General features: G+C 43.6%; 11 protein-coding genes and 1 other annotated feature. Of the genes, 9 read left to right on the plus strand and 2 right to left on the minus strand.

Annotated features, from left to right (window positions below):
* The first annotated feature begins 41 nt into the window (after positions 1 to 41).
* The 4 genes from MHH56_RS15005 to MHH56_RS15020 all read left to right on the plus strand — a co-directional run bounded on the left by MHH56_RS15005 (position 42) and on the right by MHH56_RS15020 (position 7,505).
* Positions 42 to 977 carry an aminoglycoside phosphotransferase family protein gene (locus MHH56_RS15005; protein ID WP_339209043.1) on the plus strand — a complete coding sequence of 312 codons (936 nt, stop codon included), beginning with the start codon at positions 42 to 44 and terminating at the stop codon, positions 975 to 977.
* A 188-nt stretch (positions 978 to 1,165) separates the two neighbouring features.
* The gene (gene map / locus MHH56_RS15010) at positions 1,166 to 1,912 is read left to right on the plus strand and encodes a type I methionyl aminopeptidase (RefSeq protein WP_339209599.1); all 747 of its coding nucleotides are present in this window, start codon (positions 1,166 to 1,168) and stop codon (positions 1,910 to 1,912) included.
* A 452-nt stretch (positions 1,913 to 2,364) separates the two neighbouring features.
* Positions 2,365 to 2,769 carry a hypothetical protein gene (locus MHH56_RS15015; RefSeq protein WP_339209045.1) on the plus strand — a complete coding sequence of 135 codons (405 nt, stop codon included), beginning with the start codon at positions 2,365 to 2,367 and terminating at the stop codon, positions 2,767 to 2,769.
* Between the two features lie 326 nt (positions 2,770 to 3,095).
* Positions 3,096 to 7,505, plus strand: coding sequence for an endo-1,4-beta-xylanase (locus tag MHH56_RS15020; protein WP_339209047.1), 4,410 nt, complete (start codon positions 3,096 to 3,098; stop codon positions 7,503 to 7,505).
* Positions 7,506 to 7,625: 120 nt separating this feature from the next.
* On the opposite strand, the gene MHH56_RS15025 is transcribed toward MHH56_RS15020, so the two are convergent.
* Entirely contained in the window at positions 7,626 to 7,991 is a 366-nt protein-coding gene (locus MHH56_RS15025; RefSeq protein ID WP_339209049.1) for a VOC family protein, read from the minus strand.
* Between the two features lie 120 nt (positions 7,992 to 8,111).
* Between MHH56_RS15025 and MHH56_RS15030 the strand changes: the two genes are divergently transcribed.
* The 4 genes from MHH56_RS15030 to MHH56_RS15045 all read left to right on the plus strand — a co-directional run bounded on the left by MHH56_RS15030 (position 8,112) and on the right by MHH56_RS15045 (position 13,934).
* Positions 8,112 to 8,648: a hypothetical protein gene (locus MHH56_RS15030; protein WP_339209051.1), complete on the plus strand. Its 537-nt coding sequence runs from the start codon at positions 8,112 to 8,114 to the stop codon at positions 8,646 to 8,648.
* Positions 8,649 to 8,724: 76 nt separating this feature from the next.
* Positions 8,725 to 8,961 (plus strand) — a binding site (T-box leader).
* A gap of 46 nt (positions 8,962 to 9,007) precedes the next feature.
* Positions 9,008 to 10,879: an arginine--tRNA ligase gene (argS, locus tag MHH56_RS15035; protein ID WP_339209053.1), complete on the plus strand. Its 1,872-nt coding sequence runs from the start codon at positions 9,008 to 9,010 to the stop codon at positions 10,877 to 10,879.
* A gap of 95 nt (positions 10,880 to 10,974) precedes the next feature.
* Positions 10,975 to 13,251, plus strand: a complete 2,277-nt coding sequence (locus tag MHH56_RS15040; protein WP_339209055.1) for a heavy metal translocating P-type ATPase — start codon at positions 10,975 to 10,977, stop codon at positions 13,249 to 13,251.
* Complete coding sequence (locus MHH56_RS15045; protein ID WP_339209057.1) at positions 13,248 to 13,934, plus strand: sulfite exporter TauE/SafE family protein; 687 nt, start codon at positions 13,248 to 13,250, stop codon at positions 13,932 to 13,934. The genes MHH56_RS15040 and MHH56_RS15045 overlap by 4 nt, the downstream gene beginning before the upstream one ends.
* Before the next feature lie 16 nt (positions 13,935 to 13,950).
* Here the strand turns inward: MHH56_RS15045 and MHH56_RS15050 are convergent, their stop codons facing one another.
* Positions 13,951 to 14,394, minus strand: a complete 444-nt coding sequence (locus MHH56_RS15050; RefSeq protein WP_339209059.1) for a FixH family protein — start codon at positions 14,392 to 14,394, stop codon at positions 13,951 to 13,953.
* Positions 14,395 to 15,140: 746 nt separating this feature from the next.
* Between MHH56_RS15050 and MHH56_RS15055 the strand changes: the two genes are divergently transcribed.
* Positions 15,141 to 16,133: an ABC transporter substrate-binding protein gene (locus MHH56_RS15055; protein WP_339209061.1), complete on the plus strand. Its 993-nt coding sequence runs from the start codon at positions 15,141 to 15,143 to the stop codon at positions 16,131 to 16,133.
* Positions 16,134 to 16,135 lie beyond the last annotated feature (2 nt).

Genomic DNA, 16,135 nt, shown 5'->3' on the forward strand with positions numbered 1-16,135 from the left:
AATCAAGCTATATTTAATCCAAATTATTGGGGGGCTTGATTATGTCGCATACGAAACCCAGTTTATCGATTCAAGAAGTGAATACGGTGCTGCTGCGTCACTTTGGAAGCGCAGTAAGCCATATTATGGCTAATGAGGGCGGTAATTTCAGCAGCGTTTTTTTCTTCGAATGGGCAAATGAACCGTATGTAATTCGCTTCAATTCATCCAAGGAATCATTTCTGCAGGAAGAGACGATTTCAAATCTGCTTTCTTCACAGGAGTTGCCTTATCCGAAAGTTTGTGGTATCGGTGAAGAGCGGCATTTCTCCTATTGTATTTCAGAGCGAAAGCTTGGAATCGTACTGGCGGATTTGCAGGCTGACCAGAAAATGGCCGTTGTGCCGGATCTGGTTCATGTCATTTCCAAGATGAATCAGGTTCAATTAGGACAAACAACAGGATATGGCCCGGTCATCGACGGGAAAAATGGTCAATATGCTGATTGGGAGTCATTTGTAGCAGCGTCTTTTGCAGAGAATCAGGAGGGAACCTTTTGGGAAAACTGGCATGAGCTGTTTCAGACGACCTGTTTAGAGCGTGATGTTTTTGAAGAGATATATTCGAGGCTGTTGGCATTTTGCAGCTATAACGCAGCGCATAGACATTTTGTTCATAATGATTGTCATGAGTGGAATATTATTTCTGATGGCAGCAGCATTACCGGAATTATAGATGCTGGGTTCATCTACGGCGACTTTATGATCGATATAGCGACGATAGAAGAAGCAATACCTGGGATAGATTTGGGCGAAGCATTCCGTGTTCATTATGAGCATATAGGCAAACCAATCGAAAACTTTAAAGAACGGCTTATTGGAGCTCGATACTTTAAAGGTCTGGACGGTCTTCGTTTTTTTGCGAAAATGGGCTGGGATCATGCATATATCGAGCTTCGCGATAAGCTGCTATCTCTCCCAAAAAGGGTAAAACCTTAAAATGCCTCTCTACACACGCAGAGACATTTGCACATATAATGAGAACACACAACTGACAAAATGCTGACGGTTTTTGTGCAGTTTGGATATATTTTTTTGACCATTTGAGGTATCCTTAGAATCACACTGTTTTTTAGAAAAATACTTCAGGCATCATTGTCCAAGAAGTAAAGGATTGGGTGATTGAAATGATTGTTATCAAGACGAGTGAAGAAATAGCAAAGATGAAAAAAGCTGGTGAAATTTTAGCTGCTTGCCACCGGGAACTGCGAACATTTATTCAAGCCGGCAAAACGACGTTGGAGATTGATAAATTTGTCGAAGCTTTTTTGCAAAAAAATGGAGCTACTCCCGAGCAAAAAGGATATCACGGCTACCCTTTTGCAACATGTGCCTCGGTTAATGATGTAATATGCCACGGTTTTCCAAGTGAGCGGGCATTAGTCGATGGTGATATCGTAACCATTGATATGGTGGTTAATTTAGACGGTTGGTTAGCGGATTCCGCTTGGTCTTATGCAGTCGGAAATATATCGGAAACATCGCAAAAGCTGCTTGATGTGACAAAGGAATCCCTTTATAAAGGGATAGAGCAGGCTGTAGTCGGAAACAGAATCGGAGACATATCTCACGCGATTCAAGTTTTTGCGGAAGCACAAGGTTTCTCGGTTGTAAGAGATTTTATAGGTCACGGTATTGGTCAGAAAATGCATGAGGAGCCTCAAGTGCCTCATTATGGCCCGCCGAATCGCGGAACACGTTTAAAGGCCGGGATGGTTTTGACAATTGAGCCTATGCTTAATACTGGGAAGTACCACAGCAAAATCGATGAAGACGGATGGACGGCTAGAACGATCGATGGCGGTTTATCTGCGCAATACGAGCACACGCTTGCTATTACAGAAAATGGTCCGATTATTTTAACCGAGCAATAGATGTAATAAATGAACAGACTATAGCAAATTAATATGGCCTAATGGCCACAACTATAAATTTCATTGTACTTGGCCTGCGTGCCTGTTTGTTCCTAGTGGAACAACAGGCCACAGGCTATTTTATTTTGTAGAACAAAATTCTAAGTTTAGAAACTGTCCCCAAAAGTGCGTGAGCGAGTAGACTTTATGGATGTAGAAAGAACCTTACAAGTCACAGTGAAAGTAGATACGAAGGTTCTTTTTTCTAAGATAAGATTATGTAAAACTTGGTTATGGATTCCGAAGTTAACTTTTTGGAAGACCCTTCTTTTGAAACATTTTTTTAATGACATGTTACTTTTTTAATAGAAAGAGTGTCTTATTACATATCAGGCAGAAGTGAGGATTCATACATATTTAGGAAAAACGCATCGATAATCAGATCAACACCTTGAAGAGAGGGAGGAGCCATAATGAGCAAGAAAATAGGATATATGTTTTTGGGCGTTTTCTCTTTGCTGCTTGTCATTTTTTTATTCAACTGGCTTAGAACAAATACTGACAATTTCGGAATGCTGCAGAGCTTCTCTGTGACGATTAATAATCAATCGGATTATGATATCGTTTCGGTTGAAACTGGAATTATCTCAAGCTCTGAAAAGCATAGCTATGCAAAAATAATTAAAGCTGGCGACACGGTTCGAATAAAACCGCAATTGAAATTAACAGGTGAAGGCGCCGTATACTTGAAATATACGGATGACAGGGGAATGACGAAGGAGACTGTCGCCTGCGGTTATACCGAATCACTTTCAGGGAGCGCGAAGTTAATCATTGATAATAATGGAGTTGCAGAAAATGAACAAAAATGCATGTAAAGCTTGTTGAACTCGCTAATGTGCAGGTTCCGTATTATGCAATTTTCAACTAAAAGTAATGATAATAATGGTTAAACCCTTTTCTCATTTTTGAGATAAGGGTCTTTTTTGTGCGAAATAATTGTCGACTGCGTTAGGTGGTACTCATCCCTTGTAAACTGTAAACCTCTAGTTAAAGTAATAAATATAACAAATATTTTTAGGGTACAATCTATATTTCTTCAGGTATTTTATCCCTTTCTGTTTTGATAAGATTTTTTTGTAAGCGTTATCAGTCTATATTTATGACAAGGGGGATGGAAATGCGAAGGAAGTTAAGTATGCTATTGGCGTTCATTTTGCTCTTCGGTATGCTGACGCCGATAGGAAGATTCGAGAACACAGCTCAAGCTGCAGCAACAACAGTGCTTCAAAATGGGTTTGAGGATGGAAATGCTGGCAGCTGGCAGCCGTTTAATTGCAGCGGAGGCACTGCGCAGGCAGCCGTTTCTTCAGAGCAGGCCGCAACGGGATCAAAATCGTTAAAGTTATCTGGGCGTGGGAGTGTTAGCTGCAGCCCGAGCATTGAGCTCAATGCTTTGCTTCAAGAGGGACATAGTTACGATATTTCGTTCAAAGTAAAGCTTGGAGCGGGTACTGATCAAGCACATGTTACGATGAGAATGACTGATCAAACGAATGACTTTGATTGGATCGTGGGCAACCAGAACATTGATGATCAAAGCTGGACAACCTTCTCCAAAACATCGTATACGAGGCCTACTGGCTCAAAAGCTATGACGATGTATTTGGAGACAGTTTCGTCGACTGCTGACGTGTTTATTGATGATCTCTTGATTGTAGATCATACGCCAACTGATAATCCCGGCAGTGGTGGAGGAACTCCGATTGGGCCATTGGAATTCGGCTATAACTTCGATGATGGTACAATCGAAGGCTGGAAACCAAGAGGAGATGGCGTAGCCGTAACGGTATCGCAAGAACAGCAAAAGTCAGGCCAATACAGCTTGAAAACGACAGGCCGTACGTTGGACTGGAACGGGCCGACCGTTAGTGTAGTCGACAAAATGACGAAAAATGCAAAATATGAGGTTACAGCTTTCGTCAAGCTTACTGAAGTGCCTTCGGCTTCCAGAACGATAAAGTTATCGGCTGAACTGGATGCGAGTGGATCCAAGAGCTGGGTAAGCATTGCTTCAGCAGCAGTAGCTTCGACAGATTGGGTACAGCTCAAGGGGACATTTAGTTTCAATTCAAATTTAACAGATTTAAGCTTCTATGTTGAAAGTTCGGGAGTAAGTGACGCTTATTATATCGACGATATTAAGGTCTTAATGACGGAACTGCCGCCTAAGACATCCCTACCTGTTCAGACAGATCTAGCGAAGCTGAAGGATGTTTATCAAAATTATTTCAAAGTAGGGGCAGCGCTAGAGCCGATTCAGCTTGAAGGGAAAAGCAGAGAACTTCTAGATATGCATTTCAGTTCAGTCGTTGCTGAGAATGCAATGAAGCCTGGTTCAATTAATTCAACAAAGGGAACTTACAATTTCGAGAGTGCAGACAGGCTTGCCAAATACGCAAGAGACAACAAAGTGAACATGCGATTCCACACACTTGTGTGGCATGAACAAGCAGCAAACTGGATGTTTAACGATGATAATGGCACCGTATTGAGTCCAACTCCAGAAAACAAAGAGCTTGTTCTCAGTCGGCTAAAAGATTTTTTAAGCGTTGTGGTGCCAAGATATGCAGACGTCGCAACGGATTGGGATGTCGTGAATGAGGTCATTGATGAAGGCAGACCGAATGGTATGCGTAATAGTTTATGGTATCAATTAACAGGCGAGGATTTCATTAAAGTTGCCTTTACTGAAACGCGTAGATTGCTCGATGAGTTATATGCGCAAGACCCGATAAAATATGCAAAGGCTAAGGATTCCAAGCTAGTTATTAATGATTACGGAACAAATAATCCGCAAAAAGCAAACTTTTTATTAAACCTTGCAAAGAGATTAAAAGCAGAAGGTGTGCCTATTGATTCGGTTGGCCACCAAACTCATATTAACATTAGCGGACCGTCAATTCAGCAAATTTCTAATTCAATTAAGATGTTCGGTGAGGCCGGATTCGACAACCAATTAACTGAATTTGATGTCTCGGTTTATTCGAACAACACGGATGCCTACCAAGAAGTGCCTCAAGATTTGCTTGCCAAACAAGGCTACCGTTTTAAAGAGCTATTCGAAGAATTGAAGAAATTGGATGATCTGGGCAGGACAGCAGAAAATCCAGAAGGCTGGATAAGCAATGTTACCTTCTGGGGTATCGCTGACGACCATACATGGCTCCACAATCGTCCGGTCACTCGTCAAGACGCGCCATTTGCTTTCGATAAAAACTTCCAAGCGAAACCTGCTTATTGGGGAATGGTTGATCCAACGAAGCTGGTAGCGGTGAAGAAAACGGCAAATGCTGCAAATGGAAGTCCAAACCCAAGCAACATCAATGATATTTTCTGGAGTACAATTCCAGCTATTTCATTGGAGAAGAGCGGCGTATTAGAAGCTGCGATGAAAGTGCTGTGGGATGAAAATAATATCTATGTAAAGGCAATCGTGACTGATCCATCGAAATTTGTTGGTGATAAGGTCGATTTGTTCGTGAAGAGCGGAAATGAAATTAAAAAGGTATCGGTTGAAAGAGGGGCAGCTAACGCTGTAGAAACGAATAAAGGTTACACGATTACTGCTGCTATTCCGTTAAGCGGAAGCACATTGGACAGCAAAGTATCTTATGATATTCGCGTCACAGATTCTGGTTCAGATGACGGTACTGAGCATGGCAAGAATGGCAGTATCATTTCGTGGAGCGATCTTGGAAACAATCAAGATCAGAATAGCAGCGGTTATGGCGAGTTGACGCTTATCTCAGGAACAAAAGTATCAACTGCAAAATATGGCACGCCTATTCTCGACGGTGAAATGGATGCAATGTGGGCGAGCGCGAGCAAGCTTGCTACCCAAGTTAAAGTAGAAGGCGGCGAAGGCTCTAAAGCTGAATTTTATACGATGTGGGACGATAAGCATCTTTATGTTTATGCTTTGGTAACCGACAAAAAATTATCGGATGCGAGTCCAAACCCATGGGAACATGATTCCATTGAAGTTTTCGTAGATCAAAACAATGGAAAAACTAGCGCTTATGAGGGTGATGATGGCCAGTATCGAATTAATTACAAAAATCTGCATACGGTTGGCGGTCATGCCTCTCATGACAACTACACTTCGGTGACGAAGACAGTTTATGGGGCTGATAATATTGCTACCGGTTACATTGTAGAGGCTGCAATCAACTTGGATTTGATCACTCCAAGCAACGAGACGATCATTGGTTTTGATCTACAGGTCAACAATGATGATAACGGTACGGGTAAAAGAGATAGTGTATGGATGTGGAACGATCCTACAGGAAATTCTTATGAGAACACCTCACGATTAGGTGTGCTTGTATTAGCTGGCAAGCCTGATGGCGGAGGAGACCCAGGTCCTGGCGGCAACGGCAACACAGGCAGCATTCCTGCTAATAAGCCAGGAGAAATTAATGCTACTATAGATGCGAACGGCAATGCTAAGGCATCTATCAGTGCTGCCGATGTGAAAGCTGCTATTGCAGATGCTAAAGCTGGTTTATTGAAATTCCAGGCTAAAGCTGTAGATAAGGCGAAGCAGGTCGCTTTCAATATTTCTGTTGAGCAAGTTCAAGCTGCGAAAACGGCAGGTATTAAAATCATCGAATTCAACGCTGGCCTTGCTACTGTTCAATTGCCGATTTCATTATTAGATGCCACTGAATCGACAGGAAATATTGAACTCATTGTTAATAAAATCGCAGCCGATACACTGTCTAGCGAGGTTCGTGAACAGATTGGAACGAATGCGGTTTATGATTTCAGCTTAATCATTGGCGGCAAGATGATAAGCCAGTTTGGTAATGGTCTATCTGTAAATGTATCTGTGCCTTACGAGTTGAAGAATGGCGAAAATGCAAATCAAATCGTCATACTGTATATTTCTGAGGACGGGAAGCTTGAAGTACTTGCGAATAGCAGATACGATGCTGTTACAGGTATAGCCAAGTTTAATACGACTCATTTTAGTAAATTTGCAGCCCTTTCAATCGATGTAAGCTTTAAAGATATATCTTCCGTTTCATGGGCGAAAGACAGTATTATCGGGCTTGCAGCTCGTGGCATCGTTACAGGTGCATCTTCACAAGCTTTCGAGCCTAATCGTTCAGTGACGAGAGCAGAGTTTATCCATATGCTTATTCAAACGCTAAACCTGAAGCAAACAGGAGCGATCAGCACATTCCATGATGTGAAGGAAGGCGCTTGGTATTATAATTCAGCTGCTTCAGCTCAGCAATTAGGCATTGTTACAGGGTTGTCAGATGGGACATTTGGCATTAATGATAAAATTAACCGTCAGGATATGGCAGCAATGGCATACAGAGCGTTGCAAAAAGCAGGCATAACGTTAGAACAAGTGAACGATAAAGCCGAGTTCAATGATGCAGCAGCAATTGCTGAATATGCCAAAGAGGCTGTAGCCATGCTGCAAGCAGCAGGTACAATTAATGGCATGGGCAATGGCAGATTTGCACCAAATCAAACGGCAAGCCGTGCACAAGCAGCTGTTATTTTATATCAGTTGCTGCAAAAATCTACGAAATAACTTCTATGAATTTCTAATAGAAATGAGTTAAAAAAGAGCCGATAAGATGTTTGTTGGGATATGAGTGCTGGACCCATTCGGGGGCTCGCCCATATACAACTCTTCTTAACGGCTTTTGGTTTATTTTCCAACTAGAACGAAAACGTTGCCATCAGGGGCTTCGAATACAGCGACATGTCCAGACTCCGTAGCAAAGGGTGTTCTAATCCATTGAATTTCTTCATTTTTGCTTAACTCGTTGTGTGCTTCACGGACATCTTCAACCAGAATTTCAACTTCAGTAAATTTGTTGTCAGGATGATTGCTAAGAACAAGTTCAGAGCTGTCCTTCATTGGAAATTTTAGACCGATGATTTTCCAAACAAACCCATCCTCTAATGCTCGTTCTATTTTCCAGCTTTCAGTTAGACCCATCGCAGTGTAAAAGGCAAGAGATTTCTCAATTTCGATCGTGTGAATGCAAACGCATTCTAGTTTCTTAAACATAAGGTGCAACTCCTTTGTTATCAATGAGAACATACGTTCTATAAATAATTCTACTATTTTCCATATTGAAAAGCAACCATAAGTAGTATTATACTTTTTATGGATTGGGGGAATATAGGCATGCTTGAATTCTTGTATCACTACTATGATGAATCGACTGGTCCATTCCGCAATTTATCAGACTTAAATCCAGAGGAAGCAGATCGTGTTTTAAACGAAATCATTGTTCAAAATAAAGGCTTCGCTAGCAAACGGTCCACGGATTATCTGGAAATTCGACGGAGTCTCGAATTAAAAGCAAGAGATTTATTTATAGATAAAGGCGGCATGCCCATTCGGAAGTTTCCCCATTATATGACTCTCGGGGAATGTCCATGGCTCTTAGAATGGTATCCAGCAGGTAAAGTACTGCAATTTCCAATGTCGAATTTCGAGCCAAATACGATTAGTTTTACTTATGGAGATTTGTTTCCGACGATGAGGCTCCAAGACGGAAAGCCTTATCGAGGTCAGGTCTATACTATGAACGAGATCTTTGAAGTAGTAAGAGAATTTGGATTACCACAAGAATGGAATGCCAAGGGAGAAAGAGGACCAGAAAGATACATTGAAGTGCAAGTGTGGGATGATGAAACGTTGAACAAACGGAAGTTATAGTTCGAAAAATGCAGCGAGACTTGACACCGAGATACACTTCCTGTATAAATACTTCTAAGCATATGAGTTGGAAATAACAACATTAGCGATTGGGACAGTAGTCTAGGACCGATAGTTGCAGCGAGCCGGGTTAGTGGAAGCCGGTACGGATGTCTTAGATGAAGCGGGCCCATGAAATGGTTTGCCGAAACGAACGAAGTTACTTAGTAGGCAAATCCGGTCATTGACCGTTACGAAAATGAGGGGTCAAGCTGCTTATCAGGCTTGGCACTTAGAGTGGTACCACGGGATCTTTATGGCTCTCGTCTCTTATTTTAGAGACGGGGGCCTTTTTTATTTTGATAATAGGAGGAATTACAATGATTCATAAGTTGATTATTGGAGCAATTGAAGAAATAACGCAAGGCATGCTGGAAGAGGGACGTACAGAGCGACCTGAAAATTTCAAAATTGCGGTCGAGCATCCCGTTAACTTAGCGCATGGCGATTATAGCAGCAATATTGCAATGCAGCTGGCAAGGCTTTTAAAACGTGCACCTTCATTGATTGCAGACGACTTCAAACAAAAATTAATCAAGCATCCAAGTCTTTCCTCATCCATAAAAAAGATTGAAATTGCTTCACCCGGGTTTCTTAATTTCTATGTGAATTGGTCTTGGTGGGCAGTCAATGCAGATCAGCTATCTTCGCAGAAAACGACAGTTAACAAAAAAGTGCTTGTTGAGCATACATCTATCAATCCAAATAAATCAGCGCATATTGGTCATTTGCGTAATTCCTGCGTAGGCGATACGATTGCGCGAATGCTCAAAAGGACGGGTCATCAGGTTGAGGTGCATAACTACATTGATGATCTAGGCAACCAATTGGCGGATACGGTGGTAGGCATTCTTCAGACAAAGTCGGTGCTGCCTTATGAGCGTTTTGGGGATTTTTGCTGGGATACGTATTCAAGCATTAATCGGGCTTATAAAGAGCAGCCAGAATTGCTTGAACAACGTACCAAGGTTCTTGCAGAGCTGGAAGAAGGGCATTCGAATGTAGCATGGATGGGCTTGTTGGTCGCAGAAAGAATTGTACGCGAGCATGTCGAGGAAATGAAGCAGTTTGGCATCACTTATGATGTTCTAGTATGGGAAAGCAATATTGTGCGTGAAGGCTTCTGGGCTCGCGCGTTTGAACTGCTGCAATCAACGGGAATATTCCGCAAGGAAACAGAAGGGAAGCTGAAGGGCTGTTATGTGCTGAAGCATTCTGATGAAAACGGAGAACCAGAGGAACAATCGGATTTCCACGCAGATAAAGTGCTCGTTCGCTCAAACGGTATTTTGACTTATACGGCCAAAGATATTGCTTACCATCTGTGGAAGTTTGGATTGCTCGATAACGATTTCCGTTACCAGAAGTTTTCTGATGGTCTGTGGTCAACGCATACAAGCGGTGCAAGGAAAAAAATCGGTCATGCGGATATGGTCATAAACGTAATTGATCAGCGCCAAGAGTATCCTCAAGCTATGGTTAAACAAGCATTGCTCGCTTTGGGTTTTCAGGAGCAAGCAGAACAGTTGAAACATGTCAGTTATGGTGTTGTTGCATTAAGCCCAAATACGGCAAGTGGTTTAGGTATCGATACGTCAGACGGCAAGCATGCGTATGCGATGTCAGGCAGGCAAGGAATCGGCATAAAAATAGCGGATTTCTTAGTAAGAATGGAACAAATCATAGACGCAAAAAGATCCCGTAAAGGCGGCTTGGCAAGTCGTACGATAGCAGCAGCATCGATTCGTTATTACTTGCTTCGTTTTCATTTGCAAACAGAGGTTGTGTTTGATCTTGATCAAGCAACCGAAATATCCGGCAATACAGGTGTTTATCTGATGTATACGTATGCTCGCTCCAGCAGTATTTTGAAGAGAGCAGGCGACACGGAGTTTAACCCACAAGCTCTAGCTGAGATTAGCGATCTTGAGATTCAAGAGCATTCATTACTGAGACAATTAGCTTATTGGCCTGAAACGCTGGAAGCTGCCGCTTTGGAGCTGTCTCCTAATCAGCTTTGTACGTATGTATATGAGCTTTCCGCATTGTTTAACCATTTCTACGCCACATGTCCTATTTTGAAGGCTGAAGGCTCAGCGAAAAGCTTGCGTATTTGGCTTACCGAGCGTTATAAGCAAACGATGCAGGATGCACTTCACATACTGGGACTTCCTGCGCCAAATAGAATGTAAACAGATGTTCCAATCATGCAATTGGCTTGCCCGTCATATAGTTTAACGCAGAGGTACAGGCATTAACAGCGATGAACGAAGGGCGGGTGCTGCAAATGGAGCAGGTACATGATAATCAGGTAGAGGATAGCGACCTTACGATAGATTTTGCGGTTCAGGGCATGAGCTGCTCAGCTTGTGCGGCAAGAATAGAGAAAGCAGTCAGCAAAATGGATGGTGTTCAAATGGCTGCCGTCAGCTTTCCGCTTCGCACCGCTTGGGTGCAGTTTAAGCCTGAGCGGCTCGGAGCGAAACAAATTGCTGATCGTGTCAAGCAATTAGGTTTTGAAGCGATGCTTAATGAGACAGCTAAAGAAGGCTTGCACAAGGAGCATCGTATATTGAAGCTGCGACTCATAGCTTCAGCGGTACTTACGGTACCGTTATTAACTGGAATGATGCAGCATCTGCCGTTTTTAAGGCCGATGCTTGATTATTTGCCTGCTTGGCTTACTATCCCTTGGTTGCAGCTCATACTAGCCACGATTATTCAATTTGCAATAGGTTTGCCTTTTTACTTCGGTGCTTATCATGCGGTACGCGAGCGAAGCGCCAATATGGATGTGCTTGTTGTCATTGGAACGACAGCCGCCTATTTGTACAGCCATTATGTCGTATTTCAAAACGGCTTGTTTCGGTCGATCTCAGAGGTGGCTGCTCATGCACCGCCATTGTATTTTGAAACTTCTGCTGTCGTAATCACAGCTGTCCTGCTGGGTAAATACATTGAAGTTTCCGCCTCGCTGCGTGCGCAGCGCGGATCAGACGGCTTCGGCAAACTGCAAAGTCAGACGGCGGCGGTTGAACGGGCAGGTGAAGTGATACATATTCAGACCGAATTTGTTAGAGCGGGCGATATTGTCATCGTAAAGGCAGGAGAAACGATTCCGGTCGATGGCATTGTATGCGGCGGTCACTCCGCAACCAACGAATCATTGCTAACAGGCGAGAGTCTGCCGATTGCAAAGCGGGAAGGAGATCAAGTGTGGGCGGGAACTTGGAATGAAAGCTCGCAGCTTCGCATTCGTACGAAGGCAGCTGGCCATGATACGATGCTTAACCGCATACAGGAGCTTGTTCGTCAAGCACAACGGTCAAAATCAGCCATTCAGCGAAATGTAGATGCGGCTGCAAGCTGGTTTGTTCCTGTTATGCTTCTCTTCGCCGTAGCAACGGTTTTCATGTGGGGATTATTTCTTGAGCCGGGGAATTGGAGCCGAGCATTCATATGCGGCATTGCTGTTTTATTAGCAGCCTGTCCATGCGCGCTTGGTCTAGCCGCACCGATCTCACTTGTCATTGCAGCCAGCAGACTTGCGAAACAAGGCATTATTACGAAGGAAGCGGGCGCGCTTGAACGTTTGGCAAGTATTCAAACGATCATTTTTGATAAAACAGGAACATTAACGGAAGGCAAGCCTCATATAAGTGCTTCACTAGCTATTAAAGGAAGCCGAAATGCTTTGCTGAGATTGGCGGCAGCCGCTGAAGCGGACTCCACACATCCGCTTTCAAGAGCAATTGAGAAGGAGGCGGTCAGACTAGGGCTTATTATTCCAGCTTCCAGTCATCATGTCTTCACACCAGGCGGAGGCGTTGAAGCGATAATTGAGGAGCAGCGCTTCGCTATCGGAAACGCTCGGTTTGCAGCAGAACGCCAATGGGCTTTGAGCGTCGATATCATTGCATTCGCAAGGCAGCGTGAGGATTTGGGTGAAACCGTGCTATATGCAGCAATAGACGATGAGATTGCTGGTGCAATCGCATTTAGCGATAAGATAAAGGAAAACGCGAGAGAGACAGTGAAAGAGCTTAAAAATTTAGGGGTTTCCGCTGTTCTAGCGACTGGAGATCACAGGGCGCCGGCAATTGCTGCTGCAAAAGCGGTTGGGATTTCAAGCATACATGCTTCCATGCTTCCCGAAGGCAAATTGGCGCTGGTGGAGCAGTTAAAGCGTCGCGGCAAACGAGTCGCAATGGCAGGGGATGGATGGAATGACGCACCAGCATTAGCCGCAGCCGATGTTGGCTTAGCAATGGGTGAAGGAACAGATGCAGCGCTTAGCGCAGGCCATATGACGCTGCTTTTCTCTCGTCTGCACGCCATTCCAGAAGCGATTCGAATTAGCCGATTAACGATTCGAAATGTGCGTCAAAATCTAACCTTTGCTTTCCTATACAATGTTATCGTCATCCCTTTTGCTGCTTTTGGTTTGCTTGAGCCTTGGATGGCTGGAACGGCGATGGCGCTTAGCTCTGTTTCTGTTGTAAGTAATGCGCTTCGGCTTTCTGGTCAGCTGCAAAGCAAGAGCCGGGTTGGTGCAAGCAGATGACGCTGACTTGGCAGCTGATTGGATTCATTATTTTAACAGGCTTATTCAGCGCACCTCATTGTATCGGTATGTGCGGGGGGATTGTATCAACCGTCTCATTAAATTCCTCAGCGCCAGTCAAAAAATCAATGCTTCTATATAATACAGGCCGCATTCTCTCTTATTCCTTATTAGGGGCTGTAATGGGAACAGTAGGTTCTTTTGTGGATGTTGCAGGTAAATTTGCAGGGGTTCAAGGATTGGCATCCATTATTGGCGGCTGTTTCTTGCTGCTCTGGCTTTGGCGGAGATTTCAGCTGCCGCTCATGAACCGATTGTCTAGCTTTCTGCACAAAAGATTAGTAGGCGGTGCTTCTCGCTCTGCTAAGCAGGAAACGTTCCATTTGCTCGCAACTGGAATAGCCTTCGGATTTTTGCCATGCGGCTTAACTTATGCGATGCAAATGACGGCAGCCTCCACTGGCTCAGGACTTGAAGGAGCGGCTGTCATGGCCTTGTTTGGGCTATCGACTTTCCCTGCTTTAGCTGTGGCTGCTTCGATCGCTGCTTTTGCCAATAAGAAATGGCGGCGATTTATGCGTAAAGCAAGTGTAGTCACGGCGATTGCTGTGGGTGTCATCTCGATTTTGCGCGGGCTTACGGTGAATGGTGTCATTCCTTCGATTAATCCATGGCTTTGGTAATTTGCTAATTAGTTAGCTAATGAACCGCTCGCAGTAATCTGTCGATGGTATACGTTTGGTCAACCGTCTTGAGTGTTAGAGTCGCTTTCCATGTGCCAGCCATCAGCGGTACGCCTTCGCCCGTATATGTTCCAGGATCAGCTTCCGTCATTTTAAACTCGTAATCACCGCAAACCATATCCATCATCTCAAGCTTGACTGATAGTTCAGCTCCTTGTAATGGGGCGCCCGAGAGATCAGTAAGCTCGATTTTAAATAAATTGTTGTCTAGCACCTTCGCTGGATAACCATCGATGGACCATTTAGCTTCGCCTTTGTCGAAGAGATGTTCCGTCATGGGAGGCGATAATTCTTCGCCTTTACGGAGCCATGTGAAAATTAAAACAACGACAATTGCCAAAACCAATAAAATGATAGTGAATTTTAGCAGATTATAATTTGGTTTGTGTTCTGCTTTCATATTTAGGAAAGAACCTCCTTTATGAGTTGTATATTCTTCTGTTAGATTCATAAAAAGAACGCGTGTTAGAACGGAAGTATTATCTGCTGTCTGCTATTTGTTTGAGGAACGAATGTTTAGAAAAATAAAAGTATAGCAAGGGCGGAGAAGTCACGAATTGTGGTAATGGACATCAGATACGCTATTGTGCTCACTTTCGCTTTTTTGGCAACCGTAACGGACACAGAAGCTCTAACTCTCATTAGGCTTCACAAGTTATTTTTTAGCTCACTTTTTTCCAAACATCTGATTCTATGTCCGTTAGCATCAAATATGGGCCCGATTCTTGAATATAGCGAATTGTATGTCCGTTAGCTTCAAAAATGAGCCCGATTCTTGAAAATTACATCTTGCTGCTCAGTTCAGGCTAAGGCTAAACGCACTCATCATGGTTAAAAAAACGCGCGCTAAGAAATAGACCCATTACGTTACCTATGCGGCAAATGAGTGAAGCAGAACGTCGATAATTAGGATGAGTATGGCATGGATGACATTAGACAAATAGAACAAGACGTTGTATAGTAACAACGGATCATTTTATAGATGATGGACGGGGATAGATGCACCATATCTTCACCTGCATGATCCGATTTTGTTGGAGAAGCTGTTCGCTTAGCCTAATTAGAAAAAGCGTATACTAGCATTTCTGACTCAAGGTCGGGGATGCTATTTTTAATACGATATATGACGCAGGAGGAGTAAGGAAAATGAAAAGGTTACATAAAAGTACAATGAAAACGCTAGTAGGTTTGCTGCTCGTGATGATGCTCGTATTCACAGGAGCATGCGGTGCAAATAAGGACACGGTTAACGAGCCGGGAAAAACAACGAACAATGCTGGTCAGACTGCAACTAACGAGCCATCCAAGGCGAATGAATCGACCGTTTATCCACTAACATTAAAGGACGATACAGGTACGGAGATTACATTTGAGCAAGAGCCAACTAAAATTGTCTCGCTTGCTCCTAGTGAAACTGAAGCTATTTATGCAATCGGCTCAGGTGACCGTGTGGTAGGTGTTGATGAGTCAAGCAACTATCCTGAGGAGGCGGCAAGCAAGGCAAAGGTTGGCGATATGACGACAAATATTGAAGCAGTTGCAGCTCTCAATCCGGATCTCGTGCTGGCGTCTTCTTCAATGAATGGAGAGGCAATCACGAAGCTCAGAGAACTGAAAATTCCGGTCTATGCGACAGACCCTCTCACGTATGATGCAGTTATTGCCAAAATCGAAAATTTAGGTCATATTATGAATAAACAATCCGAAGCGGCTGAGGTTGCAGGCCACATGCTTTCAGTGAAGCAACAAGTTTCGGATGCAGTTAAGAATGCAGTGAAAAAGAAAGTGTATTTAGAATTTTCCCCAGGCTGGACCGTTGGATCTGGCACATTCCTTGACGAATTGCTGGCACTGGCTGGCGGCGAGAATGTTGCAGGAGCTGCTCCAGGTTGGTATGAGGTGAGTGCAGAGTCGATTGTTACTCAGAATCCCGAGCTTATTATATACCCTGCATTGAAGGAGGAGCCGAATCCGATTGTTGTTGGCATTGAGAGCCGTCCAGGCTGGAATGTCATTGATGCGGTGAAAAATAAGCAAATGCATGCAGTAACGGAGGACCCGCTTGTTCGTGTAGGGCCGAGACTTGCAGATGGTTTGCTGGAACTTGCGAAAGTGATTCACCCGGATCTCGTAAAATAATG

Source organism: Paenibacillus sp. FSL K6-3182, from assembly GCF_037976325.1.
GTDB lineage: Bacteria > Bacillota > Bacilli > Paenibacillales > Paenibacillaceae > Pristimantibacillus.

Bases quoted from the DNA above. Each gene is read 5' to 3' on its own strand.
- MHH56_RS15045 (WP_339209057.1), top strand. From the start codon at position 13,248: ATGACGCTGACTTGGCAGCTGATTGGATTCATTATTTTAACAGGCTTA.
- MHH56_RS15050 (WP_339209059.1), bottom strand. From the start codon at position 14,394: ATGAAAGCAGAACACAAACCAAATTATAATCTGCTAAAATTCACTATC.
- MHH56_RS15005 (WP_339209043.1), top strand. From the start codon at position 42: ATGTCGCATACGAAACCCAGTTTATCGATTCAAGAAGTGAATACGGTG.
- argS (WP_339209053.1), top strand. From the start codon at position 9,008: ATGATTCATAAGTTGATTATTGGAGCAATTGAAGAAATAACGCAAGGC.
- MHH56_RS15015 (WP_339209045.1), top strand. From the start codon at position 2,365: ATGAGCAAGAAAATAGGATATATGTTTTTGGGCGTTTTCTCTTTGCTG.
- MHH56_RS15040 (WP_339209055.1), top strand. From the start codon at position 10,975: ATGGAGCAGGTACATGATAATCAGGTAGAGGATAGCGACCTTACGATA.
- map (WP_339209599.1), top strand. From the start codon at position 1,166: ATGATTGTTATCAAGACGAGTGAAGAAATAGCAAAGATGAAAAAAGCT.
- MHH56_RS15030 (WP_339209051.1), top strand. From the start codon at position 8,112: ATGCTTGAATTCTTGTATCACTACTATGATGAATCGACTGGTCCATTC.
- MHH56_RS15025 (WP_339209049.1), bottom strand. From the start codon at position 7,991: ATGTTTAAGAAACTAGAATGCGTTTGCATTCACACGATCGAAATTGAG.
- MHH56_RS15055 (WP_339209061.1), top strand. From the start codon at position 15,141: ATGAAAAGGTTACATAAAAGTACAATGAAAACGCTAGTAGGTTTGCTG.